Raw genomic sequence first — 22120 nt, forward strand, 5'->3', positions numbered from 1 at the left:
GGGAGAGAGAAGGGCCAGAGGTCAGGCCCGGGGCTGCGGGGAAGTTTCCTGTTTGCCGTGGGCATAGTTGGACGGACCAGTGCGGCGGAAGTCTTCCCGGAAATGGGCGGGCTCGGGGCCGTTTTCGCCGGCGACGGCGTCGGCCAGATAGGCACCTACGATCTTGCTGGCCTGACGTGTGGCATCCAGCAGGCGCACCTGAGCGTGCGCTTCGTCGGTGATCAGTTCGGCCTCGGACAACTCGCGCGACCAGCGATCGTCTTCGGTCAGGTAAATAACGTCACCTTCCAACAAATCGTTGGCGGTGACCACTTTGGGGGTAAAAGCGCGGGCCATCAGGCGTGCTCCTTCTTGAATTCGGTCAGGGCCGCGGCCGCCTGGCGCGGGGCGAGGCCATAAAAGGTCAGGGTGGGGCCGTCCATTTCGGCGGCGTTCAAATCGGTGGGCAACTGATCCAACGTAGTGGACAGGATGCATTGATCGGGGCGCGTTGCATTTTCGATCAGCGTCACTGGCGTCTGACGGTCTGCGCCGTGCATGATCAGGCGGCCCTGAATGAAGCGGGCGGATTTCTTGCCCATGTAAATCGCCGCAACCGAACCTTCGCGGGCCAGCGCGTTCCAATCGTGATCGGCAAAACCCTTCATGTCGTGGCCAGTCAGGAAACGCACCGACGAATTGCGGCCGCGCCTCGTCAGGCTTTGACCGATGCCGGCCACGGCCGCCGAAGCTGCGGTAATGCCAGGAACGATCTGCCACGAAATACCTGCGGTCTCAACCGCTTCGATTTCTTCGTCCAGACGACCGAACACAGTCGGGTCACCGGATTTTAAGCGTACGACGCGCTGCCCTTTCAGGGCGTATTCGACAAGCAGGGCATCAATGTCTTCCTGCTTCCACGAAGGCCCGAACCCGACCTTACCGACATCTACCATTTCAGCGGACTTGCCGGCCAGTGCCAGTACTTCAGCGCTGATCAGGCGGTCATGCAGCACAACGTCCGCGCGCTCGAAGGCTTTCAGCGCCTTGAGCGTCAGCAATTCAGGATCGCCGGGACCCGCGCCGACAAAGTCGACGTGCCCTGTGCCATCGTATGATTGCGTATGCTGCATTTCGTGTCCCGAGTGTGGTTTGACTTAAGTTGCAATATAGGAAATATTCCCGCCGATGCGCCATATGGGGCGATAAATAAGAACAAACGTTTCGTAAGGCTTGCCGATCGGGACGCTGGTTTCGAAACGAAAGGAAAATTGGAATGTCGGTGCGCATTGACGATACGGATCGGAAAATTCTGATTGAGCTGCAGCGGGACGCCAGCCAATCACTGGACGAAATAGCCGCCCGTGTTGGCAGTTCCAAGACCCCGGTCTGGAATCGGATCCGCAAGCTGAAAGGGGCCGGAGTGATCGGTCAGCAGACCGTATTGCTGGACGCCGAAGCCTTGGGATTTGAGGCCACGTTTTTCGTTCTCATCCGAACCTCAGAGCACGAGGCCGAATGGCAGCATAAGTTCCTCAAGGCGCTTCGCGACAGGCCCGAAGTGCAAGAAGCGCACCGATTGGCCGGGGACATCGACTATATCCTAAAGGTGCGGGTCAAGAACGCGCGCGCCTATGACGAGTTCTATCAGGCTTTGATCTCTGAGGTGCGTGTGCACAACGTGACCGCCTTGCTGTCGATGGAAGAGATTAAGTCGACAACTATGCTTCCGCTGAACGCGCTGATCGACAACTGAGGTCAGACCTGAACCATCAACTTGGTCAGCCCGTGGAAATGATAGGTGTTCGAGTATTCCGGCTCGGCACTCAGTCGCAGATTGGGACACCGTTCAAACAACGCGGACAGCGCGATGCGCATTTCCATCCGGGCCAGTGGTGCCCCGACACAAAAATGCAGCCCGGCGCCGAAACTGGTGTTCGTGGTGATCGGGCGGGCGGGATCAAACTTGTTCGGGTTGGTCCAGACCGAAGGGTCTCGGTTCGCTGCGCCTAGAAGTAACGCGACCTCATCACCGCGTTTGAACCTGTGCCCGAAAACTTCGACGTCCTCGTAGGCAAAGCGGGTGAACATGTGCAGCGGCGGGTCATAACGCAGAATTTCTTCTATCGTGCCGTCAATTGTATCCGGCGCAAAGGCCTGAGGCCCGATACCCAGTTGCAGAACGGTCTTCACGCCATTGCCCAATGAATGCACAGTCGCCTCATGACCGGCATTCAAAAGCAGGATGCAGGTGGCCACCAATTCATCGCGCGAAAGTTTCTCACCATCTTCCTCGGCCACAATCAATCGGGTGATCAGATCGTCCTGCGGGTCTCTGCGGCGCCGCTCGATGTATCCGGTCAGAAAATCGGTGAATTCCTGAGATGAAGCGGCCGCGGCGGTCTCGGTCTCAGCCGTTCGACTGGCCTGATACATCGCTACCATGTCGTGCGACCAGCGCAGCAAGCTAGGGGCCATTTCCTCTGGCACGCCCAGAAGACGGCATATCGTGATGACCGGAACCTGTGTACAAAACGCGGGCAGCAAATCAAAAGGCGCGTCTGGAAATTCGTCTATCAGGAAGTGGCTTAGATCGTGAAGCGAAGGTTCAAGCGCCGCGATTGCACGTGATGTGAAAGCCCGCATGACCAAAGCGCGAAGGCGGGTGTGCCTGGGAGGTTCGGCTTCCAAAAGCGAATGCGCCTCGACAGCCAGCCACGCCGCAAGATGGGCTGGACCGGGTGTTCGCATTTCCTCCGGAACTTCTCGTCCAAACCGGCGGTCCTTTAGCAGGGCTGAAACCGCGCGCTGCGATACAGCTGCGACCTTCCCGTAGTCGTCCCAATAGACAAGGTCGCCGTATGCGCGGGCCTGATCATAGAACGGGTAGGGGTTCTGAACGAAATCCGGGTCGACCGGAGATTGAAATACCGTCTTCATGCGGCGCAGACTTGCCATGCGGCGCGCCGAATGCAAGACCCTATGTCATGCACAGAGTTTGGGTCATTCTGGGATTTCTGTTTGCCGTCGGTCTGTTGTCGGCTGGCGTCTGGTCCTATGGCTATCGGCAGGCGCTGTCGCAGTTGAGCGAAAAGGCCGAAGCCGATCTTGAGTTGGCGGCCGACCGACTGAGCACTCAGATGCAGGTATATCAGGAACTGGCGGTTCTGATGGCCACCCATCCCGCCCTGCGCACCCTTGAGACTGCCGCGCAGCAACAGGCAGCCCGGGCGATATTGCTGGATGTGGCTGACAAGACCTCGGCCGTGAACATGATGTATCTGGATCGAGAGGGGCGGGTGCTGGCCTCGGCGCAACCAGTGGCGCGACCAGTCATAGCCGACCATCCGGCTTTCAGACGTGCCTTGCAGGGCGCGATGGGCAGCGCTCATGGGGTTGTGGAAAACAGCGGAGATCGCACCTATTCCTATGCGGCTCCGGCCTTTGGACCCGCTGGTCAAGTCGAGGGCGTGCTGATCGTTGTTGCCGATGTGCAGGACGTGGAACAGACTTGGCGCGGCAGTACCGAGGCGGTGTTCTTTATTGATGGGGACGGCGTCGTCTTTATCTCGAACCGATCAGATCTGTTGTTCTGGCGTCGCGATGACGGGCAACTTGGCTTGACACCTCCGGATGGTGGCGAGGTAGAGTTCGGGTCGGTTCTGGTTGGCCCGCATGAGGTTTGGAAACTGAACTGGGGGCGTTATCTGCCCAGCCGCGCCTTGCATCTGATGCTGGAATTGCCCGTGATTGACATGACGGCTGAGGTTTTGGTGGACGTCGCACCGGCGCGGCGTTTGGCGGGGTTGCAGGCGGCAACAGTCGCAGCGATCTGTTTGGCCTTCGGTGCGCTGCTCTTTCTGGCGACCGAACGCAGACGCACATTGGCAGAGGCCAACGCGATTTTGGAAAGCCGGGTGGCGCAAAGAACCCAGGCGTTGACGGCCGCAAACGTTGCATTGCGCCGTGAGGTGCGCGAACGTGAAGACGCAGAAGCCGCGCTGAAACACGCGCAGGAAGAGCTGATTCAGGCAGGCAAGCTGAGCGCCCTGGGCCAAATGTCAGCTGGTATCAGCCACGAGTTGAACCAACCTTTGATGGCAATCCAGCAGTTTGCGGACAATGGTGCTGCCTTTCTGTCCCGCGGGAGGGAAGAAAAGGCATCAGAAAACCTGTCGCGAATTTCAGCGATGGCGGCGCGGATGGCGCGCATCATCAAGAACCTGCGCGCCTTTGCCCGAAATGAAAGTGAACCGATGGGCAAGGTCAATCTGGTTCAGGTGATCGACACGGCGGTTGAACTGACCGAAGCACGGTTGCGTACCGAAGGCGTTGCCATGGATTGGGTGCCTCCGGAAAACCCGGTTTTTGCATGGGGTGGCGAAGTGCGCTTGGTTCAGGTGTTCGTCAACCTGATCAACAACGCAGCCGATGCCATGAGCGGACAGGATGATCGCCTTGTCCGCATCAGAATCGAAAGCGGCAACAAGCTGGCCGTGACCGTGCGCGATATCGGGCCGGGGATCGAAAACTCGGAAAAGCTGTTCGAGCCGTTCTATACGACCAAAGCTGTTGGATCGTCCGAAGGTATGGGGCTTGGGCTGTCGATCTCGTATGGTCTGGTGCAAAGCTTCGGAGGAAACATCCGGGGCACCAATCTGGAAACCGGGGCGCAGTTTACGGTCGAACTTGAGCCCTTCACGGAGCATGAGGTCGCATGACTCGGAAAGTACTACTGGTCGATGACGATGCTGCTGTTCGCGAGGCTTTGGCCCAGACCTTGGAACTGGCGGATTACACTCCTGTCACGGCGGGCTCGTTTGTGGCGGCGAAGGACCATATCCGTGCGGATTTTCCGGGCGTCATTGTATCGGACATTCGTATGCCCGGTCGGGATGGATTTCATCTGTTGAATTACGCGCGCGAGATTGATCCCGAACTTCCCGTCATCCTGCTGACTGGCGAGGGCGACATTCCGATGGCCGTCCAGGCCATGGGGCAGGGCGCGTTCGACTTTCTGGAAAAACCGTGTGCTGCCACGGATTTGCTGCCCGTTTTGCAGAGCGCGTTGAACGCACGCGCGCAAGTGATCGAGCAGCGGGCATTGAAATCGGAACTTGAGCGTGGCGATCCTGCAGCGCGGCTATTGTTTGGCTTGTCCGCCCAAGCCGAAGCGTTGCGTGAACGTGTGCGGTCCGTTGCGCCGACTGGCGCTGAAGTTCTGGTCACTGGACCTCCGGGCAGCGGGATTTCGAAAGTGGCTGAGGTGGTGCATATGATGTCACCCGTCGGGCAGGGGCCTTTCGTCAAGCGCCCAGCGTCTGGCCTGACGCCCGATGGGTTGGCACGCGTCTGTGAAGATGCGGCTGGCGGGTCCCTGTTTCTGGACGAGGTTTCGGCCATGCCGGAGGCTACGCAATACGCTGCATTGGAATTGGTGGAGCAGGGCACCGATGCCCGGATCGTTGCAGGTACGACTGCCGATCTGGCCGTCCTGTCCGAAAAGGGCAGGTTCAACGCGGACCTGTTCTATCGGTTGGATGTGATGCGCGTGCGGATCCCTTCACTCGCTGAGCGGCCCGAGGATATTCCGGTCATCTTCCGTCATTACGTCGCGCAGGCGGCCGAGCAGGCCGGCATCGCCGAGCCAGAGATCACCTCGGAACATCTTGCCTCGCTGATGGCCAGTGATTGGCCGGGCAATGCCAGATCGCTGATGTCGGCGGCCATGCGGTTCGTGCTGGGAATGCCGGAAGAAGTCGCGCAGGCGGCGGATCTGGGTCTGAGCGAACAAATGGCGCGGGTCGAACGGTCTTTGCTGATTGCGGCGCTGGGGCGGCACAACGGCAAAGCTTCGGATGCGGCAAAGGCGCTGAAGCTGCCGCGCAAGACTTTTTACGACAAGCTGGCACGCTATCAGATTCGTCCCGAGGACTATCGTCGCTAGGGAGGCTCCCGCCGCCTTTGGCCGCATTATCATGCGTTTCAAGGCGTTGGGCCGGGCAGCCCGCTGTCGCGGGCTGCAGTTGCGGCTGGAGAATCGCCACGCGCATATGTCGTCTGATTCGCTGCCTGTGCGGAAAACCGCACATCCGCGACGATAGTTGTGCGGTTTTTCGCACGGGAAGAACGGGTGTTGCCCTATCCAGATATGGGGCGGATTTTAAGTTATCGATAATAAAGGATAAATTCCGATCCGTTTAAATCAACAACAAAAAGTTGAGCGGTGCCCCTTGATTCGCTTCACTGCCCGCCATGTGGCGTCGATGCGGCGTCAACTGAAGGTTTCATGGAAGTCTGGGAGGAAAAGACAAATGAAATTCCTGACAACTGCAGCCACTGCTCTGGCGCTGAGTGTATCTGCCACTGCCGCCATGGCTGCGTGTGATGACGGAGAAATCGTCGTCAAGTTCGCGCATGTTACGAACACCGATAAGCACCCCAAAGGCATTGCGGCATCTCTGCTGGAGCAGCGCGTCAATGACGAAATGAACGGCGTGATGTGCATGGAGGTCTACCCGAACTCCACGCTCTATAACGATGACAAGGTTCTTGAGGCGATGTTGCAGGGCGACGTGCAACTGGCCGCGCCTTCGCTATCGAAGTTCGAGAAATTCACCAAGCAGTTCCGCCTGTTTGACCTGCCGTTCATGTTCAAGAACATCGACGCTGTCGACGCGTTCCAGGCCTCGGCTGACGGTCAGGCCATGAAAGACAGCATGCAGCGCCGCGGCTTGCAGGGGCTGGCTTTCTGGCACAACGGCATGAAGCAGATGTCCGCCAACAAGCCGCTGGTCGAGCCGACGGATGCGGATGGCCTGAAATTCCGTGTTCAGTCTTCGGACGTGCTGGTTGCTCAGATGGAAGCCATCGGTGGTAGCCCCCAGAAGATGGCCTTCTCGGAAGTGTATGGCGCGCTGCAGCAGGGCGTTGTGGACGGGCAGGAGAACACTTGGTCGAACATCTACGGCAAGAAGTTCTTCGAAGTTCAGGACGGCATCACCGAGACCAACCACGGTATCATCGATTATCTGGTCGTGACATCGGTTGATTGGCTGGACAGCCTTGACCCCGAGGTGCGTGATCAGTTCCTGACCATTCTGGGCGAAGTATCCGAGACCCGGAACAAAGAAGCCTTCGCCGTGAACGAAGCGGCCAAAGCTTCGATCACCAATGCGGGCGGAATCATCCGCGAACTGAACCCAGAGCAGCGTCAGGCGTGGGTCGATGCGATGAAGCCTGTTTGGGACAAGTTCGCTGGCGACGTGGGTCAGGACAAGATCGACGCCGCTCAGGCGATCAACGCCGGGTTCTGATCCCGGACCAGGCCGCGCGTCCGGGAACTGGGGAGTAATCGACGCGCAGGCCAGGCGGGCCGGGATAAGGCCCGCCACACTTACTCTCATCACCAATAATGTGGGGACAGAAAAATGTCTGGTTCGAAACCCGGCCAAGGCGGGCTGGTCGACCATATCGAAGAAACCATGATTGCGTTGCTGTTGGGCCTGATGACGGTCGTGACCTTTGCCAACGTGATCGCGCGGTTTGTATTCAATTCCAACATCCTGTGGGCGCTTGAGCTGACAGTATTCACCTTTGGTTGGCTGGTTCTTCTGGGCGCGTCATACGCAGTTAAGAAACACGCGCATCTGGGTGTCGATGCGATCCTGAACATGCTGGCACCGGCTCCGCGCCGTATTCTGGCGTTGATCGCGGTCGCATGTTGCCTGGTGTTCTCGCTGCTGTTGCTGAAAGGGTCATACGACTACTGGGCGGTCTTCGCCGACCTGCCACCGACCTCCGGCCGCTGGTTCCCAACCGGATTTGACACCGGTGCGCGCAGCCAGAGCTTTTATGAAGTCGATGATATCCCGATGGTCGCCCCGCTGCGTTTTCTGGAGGACCTGATCAACTACGGCGAGGGCTATGAAAAGCTGCCCAAGGTTGTGCCGTATCTGGTGCTGCCCGTTTCCATGTTGTTGTTGGTGATCCGCTTTTCGCAGGTCGCAGTACAAATCTGGCGTGGTGAAACCGATCGGCTTGTCGCCAGCCACGAAGTCGAGGACGAGATCGAAGAAGTTCGTGCTCAGCAAGGAGAGCATGACTGATGGACGTAATTCTTCTTTTCTCGATGGTCATTGGCCTGCTGCTGATCGGTGTGCCGATCGCGGTGGCCCTGGGCCTCAGCTCGACCCTGTTCCTGCTGATCTATTCTGACAGCTCGCTGGCATCGGTTGCGGGCACGCTGTTTGAGGCGTTCGAAGGGCATTTTACCCTGCTGGCGATTCCGTTCTTCATCCTCGCGTCGTCCTTCATGACGACAGGCGGTGTGGCGCGGCGTATCATCCGGTTCTCGATTGCCTGTGTGGGGCACTTGCCGGGCGGTCTGGCGATTGCGGGCGTGTTCGCCTGTATGCTATTCGCCGCGCTTTCCGGGTCGTCTCCGGCCACCGTAGTCGCTATCGGTTCGATCGTGATCGCAGGGATGCGTCAGGTTGGGTACTCGAAAGAATTCGCGGCCGGTGTGATTTGTAACGCCGGTACGCTGGGAATCCTGATACCGCCGTCCATCGTGATGGTGGTCTATGCTGCGGCTGTCGAGGTCTCGGTTGGGCGCATGTTCCTGGCGGGCGTTATTCCCGGCCTAATGGCGGGCCTGATGCTGATGGTTACGATCTACGTCATGGCTAAGGTCAAAAACCTGCCCAAAGGTGACTGGAAAGGCTGGGGTGAGATCTTTGTCTCAGCGCGCGAAGCCGGGTGGGGCTTGTTCCTGATCGTAATCATTCTGGGCGGTATTTATGGCGGTATCTTCACCCCGACCGAGGCCGCTGCAGTTGCTGCCGTCTATGCCTTTTTCATCGCCAGCTTTGTTTACAAGGACATGGGGCCGCTCAGCACTGAAGAGGGCACACCGAACCTTCCGCTGCTGAAAAAGCCTTATGCGCTCGTCACGGCGTTCTTCCATCCCGACACCAAGCACACGCTGTTCGAGGCTGGCAAGCTGACGGTGACGTTGCTGTTCGTCATCGCCAACGCGCTGATCCTCAAGCACGTGTTGACAGACGAGCAGGTGCCTCAGCACATCGCCAGCGCCATGCTGTCGGCGGGTTTGGGGCCGGTGACGTTCCTGATCGTGGTCAACGTCATCCTGTTGATCGGCGGTCAGTTCATGGAGCCATCGGGCCTGCTGGTCATCGTGGCGCCGCTGGTGTTCCCGATTGCGATCGAGCTGGGTATCGACCCGATCCATTTGGGTATCATCATGGTGGTGAACATGGAGATCGGAATGATCACACCTCCGGTCGGTCTGAACCTCTTCGTGACCTCGGGCGTGGCCGGTATGCCGATGATGAGCGTTGTGAAAGCAGCGCTGCCGTTCCTGGCTGTACTGTTCGTCTTCCTGATCATGGTCACTTACATTCCATGGCTCTCAACCTTCCTGCCCAACACCTTCATGGGGCCGGAAATCGTGACGAACTAGCTGCTCAAAAGAAGCATAAAGGCCGGGTCTGCGATCAGACCCGGCCTTTTTTTGTTACGTGCCGTATCGTTTCAGATAATCGGCAACCCATTCGATCCCGCCATATGCGCGGCGGCGGCGTGACCCCCAATACCCGATACTGTCATCCATCAGTTCAACCGGGTTTGGGCGACCATTGAAGATAACGATCTTGGGTCGGCCCGGGCGCTTTTTGTATTTTTTGAAGATCAGGCCGAACGGCCAGTAATACACCAGATGGATAATGCCGATGCACCAGTTCTTTGGATAGCATTTTCGATCCGTAGCAAGCGCCGAGATATAGTTCTGGTCATTCTCGTACTTCGGCAGATGTTTGGCGCCGTCAAAATCGTCGTACAGATGAAACTGTTCGGCCGGTACAAATCCTACCACCGATGAGTTGCCGCGCGTGACCTTGTTCATGAACCCTGGAACCCGGTCCCAGATGGCTGCAGGGATCAGGCGCCAGACCAGCCCACGGAACTTGGGCATCAGAAACAGACCGCCTTTGTCCATCATGATCGACAGCAACGGATCCAATTTGCCGGTGACGACCAGATCCAGGTCAAGGAACAGAGCAGCGTCGTAACCCGCAACAATCTGCCTGTCGAACATCAAGACCTTTGGCCATTTGCCGTGAATCCAAAGATCCCGATCAAGCTGCGGAAATTCGAGAGGGTGGGCCTTGATGCCAGGGTCGAGACCATCGGAATTGTCGGTGATGCAGATGAAGTCATGATCCAAGGAAAGGTGGTCCTGGACCGCAGCGTAAAGCAAGTTGACGTAGTCAGCGCCGAACGCATCGCCCCATTTCATGCAGATGACGCAGGTTTTGGGCGCTTTCAGGTTGGTTTTGTCCATTTATTGTTCCTTACCTGAGTAAGTTCTTTTTTTCTGAAGGCTGGCTCGTGCGATCGGGCACCAGCTTGCTGCCATTGGTCTCTGCGCTGTCGCGGAGTGGCTGTCCCTGAGGTTGTGTGTTTTGCACCTCGCATCCTCTTGAATACCGGTCAAGAGATTTTATGTACCGACACGAGGACGACCTCCCCCTATCGGTTTATCATTCGGGACGACCCGAACAGATATGAGGTGTCCCTATGCCTTGGATTTTGTTGTTGTTTGCCGGCTTGCTGGAAATCGTTTGGGCGGTTGCGATGAAGCAATCAGCTGGTTTTTCTCGTTTATGGCCCACGGCTGTGATGGGCGTCTCAATGATCGGATCGTTCGGCTTGCTGGCTCTCGCGATGCGAGACCTGCCATTGGGAACTGCCTATACGATCTGGACCGGGATCGGTGCCGTGGGCGCGTTCATGGTCGGCGTGATGTTTCTGGGCGAGGCGCTGACCGCACCCCGCCTTATCGCGGCGGCCCTGATTGTGGCAGGGCTGATAACGATGAAACTGGCCTGACTTTACGCTTTTTGCAGGGCGTCGATGATTCCTGAAAAGTCCTTGGCTTTCAGGCTGGCACCGCCCACCAGTGCTCCGTCCACGTTTGATACCGCGAAAATGTCGGCCGCGTTGCTCGGTTTGACCGAACCGCCGTAAAGCAATCGGACCGAGCGGCCGACACCTTCGCCGAACCGCCGTTCGAGCCGGGCGCGGATAAAGTCGTGAACCTCACCGATCTCGTTTAGGGTAGGGACCTTGCCGGTGCCAATGGCCCATATGGGTTCATAGGCGACGATCAGGTTCTCACCGGTCGACTGGTCCGGGATCGAGCCGGACATCTGGCCGCCGATAATGTCCAGCGTGTTGGCCGCCTCACGCTGTTCCAGGCTTTCACCGACGCAAATGATCGTCTTCAACCCGGCATCCATCGCAGTTCGCGCCTTTGCCCGGACATCCTCGTTCTGCTCGCCGTGGTCCTCGCGCCGTTCGGAATGGCCAAGGATGACGCTGCTCGCACCGGCATCCACCAACATTTCGGCACTGATGTCGCCGGTATGGGCGCCAGACTCAGCGGCGTGGCAGTTCTGACCCCCAACCGTAATCTCTGTTTCTTTCAAGGTCTCCGCAGCGCGGTGCAGCAGAGTCGCCGGTGGGCAGATCAGCACATCTACCGCTGCCGCGGGGTAGGAACGTGCTAACGCCTGAAGCTCAGTCAAGGCTGCCGAAGTTCCGTTCATTTTCCAGTTTCCAGCTGCCAACTTGCGCCGCATAACGCATACCCCCAAAATAAGTCGTTGTTTCCTCACCGGATAGCACCACAAGTCCAGCGTGACAATTCCGGTTGCAAACAGCTACCCACAACGGCAAGTTCCGCGCCAGATTGGAGGGCGGCATGATCGACGATCTGGACCTGAAAAAACTCGACAACAGGGATAAGGCTGAGCTGAAACAACTGCTGCATGCTGTCGGCGAAGTCGGATTTTTGACGGTGTCGAACACCGGTCTGACCGGCGATCAGGTGCGCCATGTGATTGCGGCCTACCACGATTTCTTTCACCTGCCAGTAGCCGAGAAACGGATTGTCGATATGGCTGCGACCGGTTCGAACCGAGGGTGGGGCGCACCACAATCCGAACAGGTGGATCCGGCGGCCAATCCGGATTTCAAAGAGGTGTTCGATTGCGGCTTTGAGCTGGCCAAGAACAACGCCTACGCGGATCAGGGCCTGAGTGTTTATGCACCAAACCTGTGGCCGGAAAACCCGCAGGGTTTTCAACGCACAATCCGTGAGTATTACAGTGAGGCCTGTGCGGTGGCGATGCGTGTGCTTCGCGCCATTGCGGTTGCTCTGGGGCGTGACGAATCCAGTTTTGATCGCGCCTTTGATACGCCAATGGCGCTGTTGCGGGGCAACTTCTATCCCGAGCGCCCAGCATGGGCTGGCGACCGGGACTTTGGTATCGGAGCGCACACGGATTACGGCTGCCTGACCTTGCTGGCGACTGATGGCTCGTCAGGGTTAGAGGTCCGCATGCCCGACAACGGCTGGCAACCGGTTTCGGCAGATCCCGGCACCTTCATCATCAATTTCGGTGAGATGCTGGAATTCTGGACGGCGGGTCAGGTCAAAGCCACTCAGCACCGGGTGATCGGAGGTGCACGGGAGCGAATCTCGGTGCCGTTGTTCTTTAATCCATCCTACGACACCAATGTCGCCCCGCCACAGTCAGGTGAAACGATCAGCGCAGGTCAGCACCTGACACAACGCTACAACGAGACTTACGTGCACCTGCAGGCGACTTAGTTTTGCGAGGAAAGGGCGTCGTCGAACTTGATGGATTCGCCACAGCCGCAGGCGTCCACGACGTTCGGGTTCCGGAACTTGAAGCCGGACTCCAGCAACGAGACTTCATAGTCGATTTCGGTTCCGAACAGGAACATCTGCGCCATCGGCGCGATCATGACTCGAGCGCCGTCCTGCTCGACGACTTCGTCATTCGCGTCGGGCTCGTCCACGTAGTCCATGGTATATTCCATGCCAGCGCAGCCGCCCTTTTTGACGCCGATGCGCAGGCCAGCATGACCGCCCGACGCCATCAGGCGTGCGATCTGTTCGGCCGCTTTGGGCGTTATTGTCACGGCCTGTTTGCCGGGAATGCCAAACATGGGGTTCTCCGTTGCGCTGCGTTACCGCCAATTTAGGGCCGAGGGGCGGCGGGCTCAAGACATAGCAGACCTTCTGACCTAACTTTTACCGACGGTTACATGGCCAATCGACTTGAAAGCCAAAGTGAACTTGCGTCGTTAACAAAGTTCGCCTTAGCTTGACCACAGTATCATGAAATTTGAGCACAGGGTGAATGAATATGGCAGAGATGGGATATTTCTTTAAAAGAACCTTTCTGATTCAATCGGTTGGCGCGTTGTTGTTAAGCGCAAGTTTCGTATCTGCCGCGGCAGATTCTGAACGCCATCCAGTGAACTGCTCAACAGCCGAAGGTGACTTGCGCGCCATTGCAGCCGAAAAGAAACATGCGGAAGACCAGCAGGCGGAGAGTATCTTTGCGATCACGCCAGCCGGTGCCTTGCTGGGCTTGGCCACGGGCACTGAAAAGAAAAGGCTGAGCATGTTGAATGGCGATTATGTCAAAGAGCTGGATCAACGTGCTGCCGAGATCAAATCGACCTGCGGCGTAGAATAGGACGCACGGCCCTTTTAATGAACAAGTGCCGCCCTGTCTGAGGCGGCCTTATTAGATATATTTCAAGTCTTTATCTTGAGAACCTGAACCAAAACTCACATGAAGCCGAGCTCGAGACGTGCTTCGTCCGACATCATCTCCATACCCCAGGGGGGCTCCCATGTCAGTTCGACATCAACTTCTTTGACGCCTGCGACCGGTTCAATCGCCTCGACGATCCATCCGGGCATGTCACCGGCAACCGGGCATCCGGGTGCGGTCAGGGTCATGATCACCTTCACCGCGTTTTCTTTGTTGATGTCGATGGTGTAGATCAGACCCAAATCGTAGATATTAACCGGGATTTCAGGGTCATACACAGTCCGACAAGCTTCTACCACTGCGTCGTACAGGGGATGCTCGATGGTCGAAGGCGCAATCAGTGGCGTGCCTTCAAACTGTTCACTTGGATGAGTCATTCATGCCTCGGGGCTGTTACCTGAGAAATTATATAGGGAAAGCCTTTGGCAGCGTCCAGTGGGGCTTTGTGACCCATGGGCGCTGCCATATTCGCCTCAGTCGTTGATATCATGTCTGAAGAATTTTACCTGGCCATGGGGCAGGGCGAACATGCGCCGCAAAACCAGCCAGGCAACCAGCGACAAGACTGCGAAGATCAAAAGCAGCACGGGCAAGTTGGGAGCAATACCGGGGATAACAAGCAAAAGACCCGTTATCGCAGCGCCTATCGCAAATCCCAGAAAGATGAACCCCGGCAGAATGATCTCAAGAATACCCAGGGCCAGCGCCCCGGCCAGCCAGAGCCACCATGTCAGCCAGATGGGATCGGCCATTATCTTCCTCCTTTCAGCATCTTGAAGGCATCGCCAAAGGCTTCAAGCGCATTTGCGGGGACCACGATGGTTTGCTTTCCGTTGCCGTTACCCAGCGCGTTCAATGCTTCGACCTGTTTCAATGCTACTTGATACTGCGCGGCCTCGATACCGTTGTCCTGAATGGCCTTGGCAACGACACCGGTCGCATAGGCTTCGGCCTCAGCCTGAATCCGGCGGGCCTTGGCGGACTGCTCGGCCGCATAGAGTTCTGCATCGGCCTGCAATTCAACTGAACGTTTCTGACCTTCGGCCTCGGTCACCTGTGCGCGGCGGGCACGTTCAGCGTTCAACTGCTGCAACATTGCGTCGCGGGTGGCCTGATCAAGGTTCACGTCCAGAATCTCGGCGCGGGTGACTTCGATACCCCAGTCATCAACGGCGGTTTCGACGCTTTCCTGAATGCGTTCTATCAGTTGCGCGCGGTTGGACTGCACCTCATCGAGATCCATTTTACCGATCTCGGCCCGGACGATACCGGCAACGGTGGTCGCAATCGCGCCATCAACGTCGCGGATTCGGTAAACGGTCTTTTCGGGTTCAAGAATGCGGTAAAACACCGACGTATCGATCTGGACCAGAACGTTGTCTTTGGTGATGGCGTCCTGGGTTGCGTTTGGCAACTGACGTTCCAGAATGGATATCTTGTGGCGTGCAACATCAAGAAAAGGCACGATAAAGTTGATGCCTGGCCCGAGCACTGAGTGCAGGCGGCCAAAGCGTTCGACCACGTATTTCTCGGATTGCGGCACGATTTTGATGCCCTTGAAGATAATAGTGATAATCAGTACCGCGGCGAGCAGGTAAATGATGTTTGACGTTAGCAATCCAATGATCTGGTCTTCGGTCATATCTGTCCTCTGTATTTTTGTGTACTATGGTATACACTTGGGGATTGACTCGCCCAATTTCAACTCTGGTATGGCGGGAGTGCCGGGGGATGCAAATCGCCGACGTTATGGATGTTGCACGAAAATTCTGAATGTGGCCGCTTTGCATCCTGTCGTGATTGCGCTATCGGGCGGGGATGAAACTTATTATCGACACAGACCCTGGTATCGACGATGCGATGGCCATTGCATATGCCGCCGCAGCCCCGGAAATCGAGCTGATTGGCCTGACCACCGTGTTCGGCAACACGCATGTACACCAATCCAGCCGCAACGCGCGTTTTTTGCTGCATAAGCTGGGTTTGGACGCACCTGTGGCCGAGGGCGCTCCATATCCGCGGGGTGCCGATGCACATGCGCCGTCCGAGCATGTGCATGGCACTGAAGGGTTCGGGGACATCACCGAGATTCCGCAGGTTGGGGCAAATCACACTATGACCGCGGCGGAGTTCCTTGTTGACCAGGCGCGGGCGCATAAAGGCGAACTGGTGGTTTGCGCGGTTGGACCGCTGACCAACATTGCCGATGCCATGCAATTGGATTCTGGTTTTGCGTCCAATCTCAAGCGTTTGGTGATCATGGGAGGGGCTGTGTATTGCCCGGGAAATATCACCGAACACGCCGAAGCCAATATCTATCATGATGTGCAGGCTGCAGATGCCGTGTTCGCGTCGCCACCGGATACCGTTTTGGTTGGTTTGGATGTCACGCTGAAGACCTTGTACGAGACCGCCGATTTCGAGGCTTTGGCGAAACGTTCAGCAGGAATGGGCGCATTTTTGCGCGATATCTCAAAGTTCTATCTGAAGTTTTACAAGGATATCGGTGGGTTGGAAGGGTGCGGCCTGCACGACTCGACAGCCGTGATTGCCTGCACGCATGCGCCGATGTTCGATATGGTCGAAACGGGGCTTCAGGTTGCGGTTGATGGGCCTGAAATTGGGGCGACCCGACCCGATCCGGCCAGACCGATAGTCCGGGTTTGCAGGGACGTGGACGGAGAAGGAGTTGTAAGCCTTTTCACAGACCGCGTTGCGTCATTGCCCTGACGGCTTGAAAATACCGGAAAGATCGGGCAATTGCTGCCCGGTTCCGCGACCCCCTCGAGGCATATACATGACAGACCGCTTCTCATTCGATTTGAAAGCAACCGACGGCAAGGCCCGCACCGGAGTCATCCATACTCCGCGCGGCGAAGTGCGCACGCCCGCGTTCATGCCTGTTGGCACGGCCGCGACAGTCAAAGCAATGATGCCGGAAAGCGTGCGCGCGACCGGGGCCGATATTCTGTTGGGTAATACCTATCACCTCATGCTGCGCCCGACCGCCGAGCGGATCGACCGACTGGGCGGGTTGCACAAGTTCATGAATTGGGAGCGTCCGATCCTGACGGACTCGGGCGGATTTCAGGTCATGTCGCTCGCCGGGCTGCGGAAACTGACGGAAAAGGGCGTCACATTCAAATCTCATATCGACGGTTCGGCGCACGAGCTTACGCCCGAACGATCGATGGAGATTCAGCGCCTTCTGGGATCCGACATCGTGATGTGCTTCGACGAATGCCCGGCCTTGCCAGCCGACCGGGACCGCATCGCGGACTCGATGCGCTTGTCGATGCGGTGGGCTGAACGATCGCGCGACGCCTTCGGGGATCGTCCCGGCCATGCCTTGTTCGGTATTCAGCAGGGTGGGTTGGAGCAAGACTTCCGCGAAGAATCTGCCGAAGCGCTGAAAGAGATCGGGTTCGAAGGCTACGCCGTCGGCGGTCTGGCCGTCGGCGAGGGGCAGGAGGCGATGTTTGGCGTTCTGGACTTTGCGCCGGACATGTTGCCGGTGGACAAGCCACGCTATTTGATGGGCGTCGGCAAGCCTGACGATATTGTCGGGGCCGTTGCCCGCGGCATAGACATGATGGATTGCGTTCTGCCGTCGCGCTCGGGGCGTACCGGGCAGGTCTTCACGCGCCACGGTGTGGTGAATATCAAAAACGCCCGCCACGCTGACGACCCGCGCTCATTGGATGAGGCGTGCAGCTGTCCCGCTTGCTCGAACTATTCCCGAGCGTATCTGCACCACGTGTTCCGCTCGAACGAGATGATTTCGGGCATGCTTCTGACCTGGCACAACCTGCACTATTTCCAGGAAATCATGCAGGGTATGCGCGACGCCATTGCCGTCGGAACGTTCGACGCCTGGCAGGCCGAGTTCCATGCGCAGCGTGCGCAAGGCGATATTGACGCGCTGTAACAACTGTGTCTTTGCTCCGCTCGGACAATAACGAACAGAAAGCCGTGTAATGCAGGCTGGCGGAACGACCGGGCATGGGGAACATATCCAGTTAAAGCCGAAGAATTCCAACGCCGTAGTTGTGTGCGTAGACTCTCGCCTGATCTGGCAGGCGGTATTCTTTTTGCTTCGCGCAATTCAGAAGGATACACGTCGCGACGCGGATTACTTTTTGTATCTGTCGGAACCTGTTTCCAAGAAGTACACGGATCTGCTTGGCGCGGATGTCACGGTCGTTCAACACGAAGAAGAGATTATCCCCAGCAACAAGTTTCGCTCTTTTAGGCATGTTACGCCCGCTACACTTTTGCGGGTCAGGGCAATCGAGCAACTCAGCCAAAAATATGAGCGCGTGATCTATTGTGACGTGGACATGTTTCTTCGGTGGGGGTCTCTGACGGATTTGCCGGAAATCGACTGGTCGGGGCGTCCAGTTGCTGCAGTTCGAGAGGCTGTTTATTGGGGAAGAAACAGTGAGGAAGGGGTTCGTGACGCGCATTTTTTGCAACCAGATCAGCGCGAACGTTACTTCAACGCGGGCATGCTCATTGCCAACGGGCCCGAGTTTGTATCCCAGGACATAGCGAACCGGGCAGTCGAGTTTCTGCTTGAGCATGGTAAGGCCGCCTCCATGGCGGACCAGACGGCGTTGAATGTTGTTCTGTCCGGCAATTGGGCTGAATTGCCCCCAAGCTGGAACTGGCAATGTCACATGGGTGATGGTGTTCTGGCCTCGGCACTAAATCCAAGGATCATGCACTTCTCAGGTGACAAGAAACCTTGGGATGCGCCGCTGTTTCTGTTTGATGAGCATTACCCGCGTTGCATGCACGAGTTCCTCGTGGATCGCGGGCTGGATGATGAGGCAAAAGCTCTGCACGCAAATGTTTGGGCAGAGGATTTCAATCCGGTGGTTTTGCGTCGGCGCGTGCGTCTAATGCGCAGGGGGATCGACAGATATGCGGATATCGAAGAGTTTTTGCAGCGAAACGATTTCGCAGCGACTTGGTAGTGGGAAACCGGTAGACAATTCGGAGTTCGCAGGCATTTCGCCGTTCAAAGCGACAAGGGAACATCAATGAAAAATCTGACGAAACTGGCGGAAGACTATGGCTCGGACAAGGGCTTTGTTAGCTATGCGCATGGCTACACGCGCCTGTACAATCTGCTGTTCTTTCCTATGCGCGATCAAAACGTCCGTCTCCTGGAAATGGGCTTGCAGATCGGCGGGCCGGAAAAGGGGCAAAGTGCGGATCGAGAGACGACGGCTCTTCCGTCGGTTTCCATGTGGCTGGAGTATTTCCCCAAGGGTCATGTGACGGGGTTGGACGTTTCCGATTTCTCGTGGTTCGAAGACGCGCGGTTTGATTTCGTTCAATGCGATATGGACAAGCGCGAGAACATCAAAGATGCCGCGGCCAAGCTTGAGCCTGGTTTCGATATTATTCTGGATGACGCATCCCATGCCTCGCATCACCAGCAGTTCGGTCTGTTGGAGATGTGGCCTCTGCTCAAGCCCGGTGGGATGTACATTATCGAAGATCTTCATTGGCAACCACGCACCTACGAACCCAAGGGTTTCACAAAAACCGGTGACCTCTTTCAAGGGTTTCAGCGCCGCCGGAGTTTCGAGCACTCGGATCCTGAGATCGAGCGTGACTTGAACGCGCTGACCCCGGAAATCGGCTTTGCCTATGTATTTCCTGACGGGTTCCGGAAACGTGGCGCGCAGAAGGTTCTTGTTCTGCAAAAGGAATTTTGAGCGCCGATCAGTTGTCCAGGCAAGATGTGATGATTGTTTGGGCAGCGGGGGTATGACTGCTTGAAAACCAGAGCAATCTGCACCACTTTGGAAATCTAAAGGAGCCTTCCGATGCTGCCGCAAAGCGGGGCGAGCAGAAGGTTTGCCAATAAAATAAGGATAGAGCATGCAAGAGCCCCTGAACTCCTCATACCCAGTGCTGCCGCTGCGCGATATCGTGGTGTTCCCACACATGATCGTGCCGCTTTTCGTTGGTCGGGAAAAATCCGTCCGCGCGCTGGAAGAAGTGATGCAGGACGACAAGCAGATTCTGTTGTCCAGTCAGATTGATCCGAGTGACGATGACCCCACAATTGATGGCATCTACCGGTCGGGCGTGCTGGCCAATGTATTGCAATTGCTGAAATTGCCGGATGGCACCGTGAAGGTGCTGGTCGAAGGTCAGGCCCGTGTTCAAATTACGGAATTCCTTGAAAACGAAGAATTCTTTGAGGCCCGCGCCGAGTATCTGACCGAAATTCCGGGTGACGTAACCACGACCGAAGCACTGCAGCGCACGGTTGCGGATGAGTTCGAGCGTTACGCGAAAGTGCGCAAGAACATCCCCGAAGAAGCGCTGACTGCCGTGGGTGAGACTGCCGAGCCCGCCAAACTGGCCGACCTTGTGTCGGGTCATTTGGGTATCGAGGTCGAGCAAAAGCAGGAGCTGCTGGAGACGCTTTCAGTCAGCGAACGGCTTGAGAAGGTCTATGGCCTGATGCAGGGCGAAATGTCCGTTCTGCAGGTCGAGAAAAAGATCAAGACCCGCGTCAAAACCCAGATGGAGAAGACGCAGCGCGAATATTATCTGAATGAGCAGATGAAGGCCATTCAGAAGGAGCTTGGCGATGGTGAGGACGGCAGCAACGAAGTCGCCGAACTGGAAGCCAAGATCGAAGAGACCAAGCTGTCGAAGGAAGCGCGAGAAAAGGCTGAAGGCGAGCTGAAAAAGCTGCGCAATATGAGCCCGATGTCGGCTGAGGCCACCGTCGTGCGCAACTATCTCGACTGGATTCTGGCCTTGCCGTGGGGCACCAAATCCCGCGTCAAAAAGGATCTGGGCCGTGCGCAGGACATTCTGGACGCCGATCACTACGGGCTTGAGAAGGTCAAGGAGCGGATCGTCGAGTATCTGGCGGTACAGCAGCGTTCGAAAAAGCTGAAAGGCCCCATCTTGTGCCTTGTTGGCCCTCCGGGTGTGGGTAAGACCTCGCTTGGTAAGTCTGTGGCAAAAGCAACGGGGCGCGAGTTCATTCGCATCTCGCTGGGTGGCGTGCGCGACGAATCCGAGATTCGTGGCCACCGTCGGACCTATATCGGTTCGATGCCCGGCAAGATCATTCAGGCGCTGAAAAAGGCGAAAACCACGAACCCTCTTATCCTGCTCGATGAGATCGACAAGATGGGGCAGGACTTCCGTGGTGATCCGGCCTCGGCAATGCTGGAAGTGTTGGACCCGGAACAGAACAGCACGTTCATGGACCACTACCTTGAGGTCGAATATGACCTGTCCAACGTGATGTTCCTGACCACGTCGAACAGCTACAACATGCCTGGGCCTCTGCTGGACCGGATGGAGATCATCCCGCTGGCTGGTTACACCGAAGAGGAAAAGAGCGAGATCGCCAAACAGCACCTGATCGACAAGCAAGTCAAAAACCATGGTCTGAAGGCCAAGGAATTTGAACTGACCGATGAAGCGCTGCAGAAGATCATCCGCACTTACACCCGCGAGGCGGGCGTGCGGAACCTCGAACGTGAGATCGCCAAAGTGGCGCGGAAGTCGCTGACCAAGATCATCAAGAAAGAGGCGGAAGAGGTCACTGTGACGCCCGACAATCTGGATGAGTTCCTTGGCGTGCCGAAGTTCCGTTATGGCCTTGCCGAACAGGACGATCAGGTTGGTGTTGTCACCGGTCTGGCGTGGACTTCCGTTGGCGGTGATCTGCTGCATATCGAGGCGCTGAAACTGCCTGGTAAAGGCCGGATGAAGACCACGGGTAAGCTGGGCGATGTGATGAAGGAATCCATCGACGCGGCCTCGTCCTATGTGCGGTCGATCTCGCCCCAGATCGGGGTGAAACCGCCGAAGTTCGACTCGCTGGACATTCACGTCCATGTGCCGGATGGGGCGACGCCCAAGGATGGCCCAAGTGCCGGTCTGGCAATGGTTACTTCGATCGTTTCGGTACTGACCGGTATTCCGGTGCGCAAGGATATCGCCATGACGGGCGAGGTATCTCTGCGTGGTAACGCGATGCCGATTGGCGGCTTGAAAGAAAAGCTTCTGGCGGCCCTGCGTGGCGGTATCAAGACCGTGCTGATCCCGGAAGAGAACGAAAAAGATCTGGCCGAGATCCCGGACAACGTGAAGGAAGGTCTCAAGATCATTCCCGTCAAGCACGTGTCCGAAGTGCTGAAGGAAGCGCTTGTGCGTGAGCCTGCGGCCATCGAATGGGATGAGGCCGCCGAAGAAGCAGCGGCAGCTGCCGCGAAGGCTTCCGAAAGCTCTGGTCAGGCAGCCACAACGCACTGATCAAATTAAGCAAACGAAAGGCGGGGATTTCCCCCAGCCCTTTGCAATAAATGATGCAACATGGTGCCGAACGCATAGTAGGAGCGGCACCATGTTACAAAACAACGCCCGAAGATATCTTCGGGCGTTGTCTGTGAAGGATGGCGACTATGCGGGACAAA

General features: G+C 57.0%; 23 protein-coding genes. 14 read left to right on the plus strand and 9 right to left on the minus strand.

Going from position 1 to position 22120, the window contains the following annotated elements; genetic code table 11:
• Nucleotides 1-21: 21 nt before the first annotated feature.
• Together ACR0J0_RS04340 and cobA are read right to left on the minus strand one after the other, a co-directional pair.
• Nucleotides 22-336: a DUF2849 domain-containing protein gene (locus tag ACR0J0_RS04340; protein WP_480661480.1), complete on the minus strand. Its 315-nt coding sequence runs from the start codon at nucleotides 334-336 to the stop codon at nucleotides 22-24.
• Nucleotides 336-1112 (minus strand): uroporphyrinogen-III C-methyltransferase, encoded by a 777-nt coding sequence (gene cobA, locus ACR0J0_RS04345; RefSeq protein ID WP_480661481.1) that lies wholly within the window; start codon nucleotides 1110-1112, stop codon nucleotides 336-338. The genes ACR0J0_RS04340 and cobA overlap by 1 nt, the downstream gene beginning before the upstream one ends.
• 143 nt (nucleotides 1113-1255) lie before the next feature.
• Here cobA and ACR0J0_RS04350 point away from each other — a divergent pair, with 143 nt between their 5' ends.
• Entirely contained in the window at nucleotides 1256-1735 is a 480-nt protein-coding gene (locus tag ACR0J0_RS04350; RefSeq protein ID WP_480661482.1) for an Lrp/AsnC family transcriptional regulator, read from the plus strand.
• 2 nt (nucleotides 1736-1737) lie between these two features.
• Here ACR0J0_RS04350 and ACR0J0_RS04355 read toward each other — a convergent pair whose 3' ends face one another.
• Nucleotides 1738-2919, minus strand: a complete 1182-nt coding sequence (locus tag ACR0J0_RS04355; protein WP_480661925.1) for a cytochrome P450 — start codon at nucleotides 2917-2919, stop codon at nucleotides 1738-1740.
• 47 nt (nucleotides 2920-2966) lie between these two features.
• On the opposite strand from ACR0J0_RS04355, the gene ACR0J0_RS04360 reads away from it, so the two are divergent.
• The 5 genes from ACR0J0_RS04360 to ACR0J0_RS04380 all read left to right on the plus strand — a co-directional run bounded on the left by ACR0J0_RS04360 (nucleotide 2967) and on the right by ACR0J0_RS04380 (nucleotide 9463).
• On the plus strand, nucleotides 2967-4700 hold the full coding sequence (locus ACR0J0_RS04360; protein WP_480661483.1) for a sensor histidine kinase: 1734 nt from the start codon (nucleotides 2967-2969) through the stop codon (nucleotides 4698-4700).
• Nucleotides 4697-5926 (plus strand): sigma-54-dependent transcriptional regulator, encoded by a 1230-nt coding sequence (locus ACR0J0_RS04365; RefSeq protein ID WP_480661484.1) that lies wholly within the window; start codon nucleotides 4697-4699, stop codon nucleotides 5924-5926. Before ACR0J0_RS04360 ends, ACR0J0_RS04365 begins: the two co-directional genes overlap by 4 nt.
• Nucleotides 5927-6293: 367 nt before the next feature.
• Nucleotides 6294-7295 carry a DctP family TRAP transporter solute-binding subunit gene (locus tag ACR0J0_RS04370; RefSeq protein WP_480661485.1) on the plus strand — a complete coding sequence of 334 codons (1002 nt, stop codon included), beginning with the start codon at nucleotides 6294-6296 and terminating at the stop codon, nucleotides 7293-7295.
• A gap of 114 nt (nucleotides 7296-7409) precedes the next feature.
• On the plus strand, nucleotides 7410-8087 hold the full coding sequence (locus ACR0J0_RS04375; RefSeq protein ID WP_239335488.1) for a TRAP transporter small permease: 678 nt from the start codon (nucleotides 7410-7412) through the stop codon (nucleotides 8085-8087).
• A complete protein-coding gene (locus ACR0J0_RS04380) occupies nucleotides 8087-9463 on the plus strand; it encodes a TRAP transporter large permease (RefSeq protein ID WP_480661486.1) in 1377 nt (458 codons plus the stop codon). Before ACR0J0_RS04375 ends, ACR0J0_RS04380 begins: the two co-directional genes overlap by 1 nt.
• Nucleotides 9464-9517: 54 nt before the next feature.
• Here the strand turns inward: ACR0J0_RS04380 and ACR0J0_RS04385 are convergent, their stop codons facing one another.
• On the minus strand, nucleotides 9518-10342 hold the full coding sequence (locus ACR0J0_RS04385; RefSeq protein ID WP_480661487.1) for a hypothetical protein: 825 nt from the start codon (nucleotides 10340-10342) through the stop codon (nucleotides 9518-9520).
• 236 nt (nucleotides 10343-10578) lie between these two features.
• On the opposite strand from ACR0J0_RS04385, the gene ACR0J0_RS04390 reads away from it, so the two are divergent.
• Nucleotides 10579-10890, plus strand: coding sequence for a DMT family transporter (locus tag ACR0J0_RS04390; protein WP_480661488.1), 312 nt, complete (start codon nucleotides 10579-10581; stop codon nucleotides 10888-10890).
• 2 nt (nucleotides 10891-10892) lie between these two features.
• Here ACR0J0_RS04390 and tpiA read toward each other — a convergent pair whose 3' ends face one another.
• Nucleotides 10893-11642 (minus strand): triose-phosphate isomerase, encoded by a 750-nt coding sequence (gene tpiA / locus ACR0J0_RS04395; protein WP_480661489.1) that lies wholly within the window; start codon nucleotides 11640-11642, stop codon nucleotides 10893-10895.
• A 122-nt stretch (nucleotides 11643-11764) separates the two neighbouring features.
• Here tpiA and ACR0J0_RS04400 point away from each other — a divergent pair, with 122 nt between their 5' ends.
• Entirely contained in the window at nucleotides 11765-12676 is a 912-nt protein-coding gene (locus tag ACR0J0_RS04400; RefSeq protein ID WP_480661490.1) for an isopenicillin N synthase family dioxygenase, read from the plus strand.
• On the opposite strand, the gene ACR0J0_RS04405 is transcribed toward ACR0J0_RS04400, so the two are convergent.
• Nucleotides 12673-13038, minus strand: coding sequence for a HesB/IscA family protein (locus ACR0J0_RS04405; RefSeq protein ID WP_480661491.1), 366 nt, complete (start codon nucleotides 13036-13038; stop codon nucleotides 12673-12675). The two genes, ACR0J0_RS04400 and ACR0J0_RS04405, sit on opposite strands and share 4 nt — an antisense overlap.
• A 200-nt stretch (nucleotides 13039-13238) precedes the next feature.
• On the opposite strand from ACR0J0_RS04405, the gene ACR0J0_RS04410 reads away from it, so the two are divergent.
• Nucleotides 13239-13574, plus strand: coding sequence for a hypothetical protein (locus tag ACR0J0_RS04410; protein ID WP_480661492.1), 336 nt, complete (start codon nucleotides 13239-13241; stop codon nucleotides 13572-13574).
• A gap of 95 nt (nucleotides 13575-13669) precedes the next feature.
• Here the strand turns inward: ACR0J0_RS04410 and ACR0J0_RS04415 are convergent, their stop codons facing one another.
• From ACR0J0_RS04415 to ACR0J0_RS04425, 3 genes are all read right to left on the minus strand, one after another.
• Complete coding sequence (locus ACR0J0_RS04415) at nucleotides 13670-14032, minus strand: SUF system Fe-S cluster assembly protein (protein WP_480661493.1); 363 nt, start codon at nucleotides 14030-14032, stop codon at nucleotides 13670-13672.
• A gap of 96 nt (nucleotides 14033-14128) precedes the next feature.
• Nucleotides 14129-14407, minus strand: a complete 279-nt coding sequence (locus ACR0J0_RS04420; protein ID WP_480661494.1) for an NfeD family protein — start codon at nucleotides 14405-14407, stop codon at nucleotides 14129-14131.
• The gene (locus tag ACR0J0_RS04425) at nucleotides 14407-15297 is read right to left on the minus strand and encodes an SPFH domain-containing protein (protein WP_480661495.1); all 891 of its coding nucleotides are present in this window, start codon (nucleotides 15295-15297) and stop codon (nucleotides 14407-14409) included. Before ACR0J0_RS04425 ends, ACR0J0_RS04420 begins: the two co-directional genes overlap by 1 nt.
• A 176-nt stretch (nucleotides 15298-15473) precedes the next feature.
• On the opposite strand from ACR0J0_RS04425, the gene ACR0J0_RS04430 reads away from it, so the two are divergent.
• From ACR0J0_RS04430 to lon, 5 genes are all read left to right on the plus strand, one after another.
• Nucleotides 15474-16385 carry a nucleoside hydrolase gene (locus ACR0J0_RS04430; RefSeq protein ID WP_480661496.1) on the plus strand — a complete coding sequence of 304 codons (912 nt, stop codon included), beginning with the start codon at nucleotides 15474-15476 and terminating at the stop codon, nucleotides 16383-16385.
• Between the two features lie 67 nt (nucleotides 16386-16452).
• On the plus strand, nucleotides 16453-17583 hold the full coding sequence (gene tgt, locus ACR0J0_RS04435) for a tRNA guanosine(34) transglycosylase Tgt (RefSeq protein ID WP_480661497.1): 1131 nt from the start codon (nucleotides 16453-16455) through the stop codon (nucleotides 17581-17583).
• 49 nt (nucleotides 17584-17632) lie between these two features.
• Nucleotides 17633-18634: a glycosyltransferase family 8 protein gene (locus tag ACR0J0_RS04440; RefSeq protein ID WP_480661498.1), complete on the plus strand. Its 1002-nt coding sequence runs from the start codon at nucleotides 17633-17635 to the stop codon at nucleotides 18632-18634.
• A gap of 66 nt (nucleotides 18635-18700) precedes the next feature.
• Entirely contained in the window at nucleotides 18701-19384 is a 684-nt protein-coding gene (locus ACR0J0_RS04445) for an O-methyltransferase (protein ID WP_480661499.1), read from the plus strand.
• 166 nt (nucleotides 19385-19550) lie between these two features.
• On the plus strand, nucleotides 19551-21959 hold the full coding sequence (gene lon / locus ACR0J0_RS04450) for an endopeptidase La (protein WP_480661500.1): 2409 nt from the start codon (nucleotides 19551-19553) through the stop codon (nucleotides 21957-21959).
• The last annotated feature ends 161 nt before the right edge of the window (nucleotides 21960-22120 follow it).

The organism is Ruegeria sp. BF12 (genome assembly GCF_056538705.1).

Bases quoted from the DNA above. Each gene is read 5' to 3' on its own strand.
- ACR0J0_RS04340 (WP_480661480.1), bottom strand. From the start codon at position 336: ATGGCCCGCGCTTTTACCCCCAAAGTGGTCACCGCCAACGATTTGTTG.
- cobA (WP_480661481.1), bottom strand. From the start codon at position 1,112: ATGCAGCATACGCAATCATACGATGGCACAGGGCACGTCGACTTTGTC.
- ACR0J0_RS04350 (WP_480661482.1), top strand. From the start codon at position 1,256: ATGTCGGTGCGCATTGACGATACGGATCGGAAAATTCTGATTGAGCTG.
- ACR0J0_RS04355 (WP_480661925.1), bottom strand. From the start codon at position 2,919: ATGAAGACGGTATTTCAATCTCCGGTCGACCCGGATTTCGTTCAGAAC.
- ACR0J0_RS04360 (WP_480661483.1), top strand. From the start codon at position 2,967: ATGCACAGAGTTTGGGTCATTCTGGGATTTCTGTTTGCCGTCGGTCTG.
- ACR0J0_RS04365 (WP_480661484.1), top strand. From the start codon at position 4,697: ATGACTCGGAAAGTACTACTGGTCGATGACGATGCTGCTGTTCGCGAG.
- ACR0J0_RS04370 (WP_480661485.1), top strand. From the start codon at position 6,294: ATGAAATTCCTGACAACTGCAGCCACTGCTCTGGCGCTGAGTGTATCT.
- ACR0J0_RS04375 (WP_239335488.1), top strand. From the start codon at position 7,410: ATGTCTGGTTCGAAACCCGGCCAAGGCGGGCTGGTCGACCATATCGAA.
- ACR0J0_RS04380 (WP_480661486.1), top strand. From the start codon at position 8,087: ATGGACGTAATTCTTCTTTTCTCGATGGTCATTGGCCTGCTGCTGATC.
- ACR0J0_RS04385 (WP_480661487.1), bottom strand. From the start codon at position 10,342: ATGGACAAAACCAACCTGAAAGCGCCCAAAACCTGCGTCATCTGCATG.
- ACR0J0_RS04390 (WP_480661488.1), top strand. From the start codon at position 10,579: ATGCCTTGGATTTTGTTGTTGTTTGCCGGCTTGCTGGAAATCGTTTGG.
- tpiA (WP_480661489.1), bottom strand. From the start codon at position 11,642: ATGCGGCGCAAGTTGGCAGCTGGAAACTGGAAAATGAACGGAACTTCG.
- ACR0J0_RS04400 (WP_480661490.1), top strand. From the start codon at position 11,765: ATGATCGACGATCTGGACCTGAAAAAACTCGACAACAGGGATAAGGCT.
- ACR0J0_RS04405 (WP_480661491.1), bottom strand. From the start codon at position 13,038: ATGTTTGGCATTCCCGGCAAACAGGCCGTGACAATAACGCCCAAAGCG.
- ACR0J0_RS04410 (WP_480661492.1), top strand. From the start codon at position 13,239: ATGGCAGAGATGGGATATTTCTTTAAAAGAACCTTTCTGATTCAATCG.
- ACR0J0_RS04415 (WP_480661493.1), bottom strand. From the start codon at position 14,032: ATGACTCATCCAAGTGAACAGTTTGAAGGCACGCCACTGATTGCGCCT.
- ACR0J0_RS04420 (WP_480661494.1), bottom strand. From the start codon at position 14,407: ATGGCCGATCCCATCTGGCTGACATGGTGGCTCTGGCTGGCCGGGGCG.
- ACR0J0_RS04425 (WP_480661495.1), bottom strand. From the start codon at position 15,297: ATGACCGAAGACCAGATCATTGGATTGCTAACGTCAAACATCATTTAC.
- ACR0J0_RS04430 (WP_480661496.1), top strand. From the start codon at position 15,474: ATGAAACTTATTATCGACACAGACCCTGGTATCGACGATGCGATGGCC.
- tgt (WP_480661497.1), top strand. From the start codon at position 16,453: ATGACAGACCGCTTCTCATTCGATTTGAAAGCAACCGACGGCAAGGCC.
- ACR0J0_RS04440 (WP_480661498.1), top strand. From the start codon at position 17,633: ATGCAGGCTGGCGGAACGACCGGGCATGGGGAACATATCCAGTTAAAG.
- ACR0J0_RS04445 (WP_480661499.1), top strand. From the start codon at position 18,701: ATGAAAAATCTGACGAAACTGGCGGAAGACTATGGCTCGGACAAGGGC.
- lon (WP_480661500.1), top strand. From the start codon at position 19,551: ATGCAAGAGCCCCTGAACTCCTCATACCCAGTGCTGCCGCTGCGCGAT.